Below are 1,650 nucleotides of genomic sequence, written 5' to 3'. Positions count from 1 at the left end.
CTCAATGTACTTGATTATACCAAGTATCAATATGAATTTCAAACGCTTTCTGGTAAACAGGCCAACTGGGCTTCTTACTTCGGTGGAAATGTAGATGATCCGGATTTCTTTACAGGTGCTTATGATCGCATCAATAGCGAGTATGGAACACGTGAAGGGATCGATTGGCAGGATCTGGTATTTGGAGGCAGTGCCTTAAGTCAGAACCACAACATCAATGTAAGTGGAGGATCAGACAAAACAAAGTACATGCTCAGCTACAACAATACAGGTCAAAAGGGAATTATGGAAAAACATGGATACAATAAAAATGGTGTCCGCTTAAAAGTTAACCATGAACTTTGGAAAGGTGTCCGCACAGATTTTATGACCAATTTCCAGGATACCAGGATTGAAGGTGGCGGGTCATTGGCTGGGGGACTGAAAATGACTGTTCTTCAACCAGTAACTGGAGGTATCCGCTATACAAATGAGCAACTGATTGTAACAGATATCAGTGATGATATGCTGCTCTACGATTCTCAGTTTGATATTTATAATCCAATCATTACCAATGACGCTGTGACCAATAACAAATGGAGCCGTATTTTCACTGGTAACCTTGGCCTGGATATAGACATTGCAAAAGATATCACCTTCCGCTCTGCGGGAAGTTATTTGTGGGGCCAAACACGTGCTGATTATTGGGATGACGGACGTACAAAAACTGCACAAAATAACCTTGGTCCTTATGGATCCAGAGACAATAGTGAAAAATATACCTGGCAGCTCACCAATACCATCAACTGGGGACATGATTATAATGGCCATCAATTAAACTTCCTCCTTGGTCAGGAAACCTTTTACAGTGAGTCTATCAATCTAGATAATACCTATTACCAGTTCCCGGAAAATAACTTCGGTCTTAATGATGTAAGCTCATCGGTGAACGTTAAAAATGTATATGGCTCTGGTAAAAGTACAGTAGGCCTGGCCTCGTTTTTTGGCCGCAGTTCATACAATTACAAGGGCCGTTACCTTGTGAATTTCACCTTACGTGCTGATGGTTCCTCAAAATTCGCCCAGGGGAATCAATGGGGATATTTTCCTTCCGCAGCAGCGGCATGGAGAATATCTGAAGAGAAATTCATGGCAGACTCAAAGGTGATCAATAATTTGAAACTGCGTGTGGGTTACGGAACATCCGCTAGATGAAGCTGCAAGACTGTCATTTAAATTGTGAGGGAAGGTAGTTTTGCAAGGAAGATTCATCGAGTAAAATCTTGACTTCTCCCACTCCTCTTGCAACCATTCATCCCATTCAGCCTTCTCCAGATTGGGCTACATGAATAAAAGGGCGTAGCGCTTTAATTGCCGAGGGTTAACCTATTCTCGATGGACACCGGGCGAGCGATAAGATATCATAACAAGCGCATTTACCGTCAAAGTGCACAAATTCTAGTTGAATACTTGGCAGTTCACGGAGCCTAAGTCGGAGGCCAAGCGGTCTTAGGAAGACAAGGCATATTATCAACTCCTTGGCTCACAGAACGACATGGCTACATCCGACTTTCTCGATGGACACCGGGCGAGCGATAAGATATCATAACAAGCGCATTTACCGTCAAAGTGCACAAATTCTAGTTGAATACTTGGCAGTTCACGGAGCCT

At 43.0% G+C, this 1,650-nt stretch carries 1 pseudogene; it reads left to right on the top strand.

Going from position 1 to position 1,650, the window contains the following annotated elements:
- Positions 1–1,194: pseudogene (locus tag ACR2F7_RS03670) on the top strand (SusC/RagA family protein); the annotation flags it as partial.
- Positions 1,195–1,650: the final 456 nt, after the last annotated feature.

Origin of the sequence: Pedobacter sp., assembly GCF_045628745.1 — a bacterium.
Taxonomy (GTDB): domain Bacteria; phylum Bacteroidota; class Bacteroidia; order Sphingobacteriales; family Sphingobacteriaceae; genus Pedobacter.
This window is presented reverse-complemented; position numbering and strand designations above follow the sequence as displayed.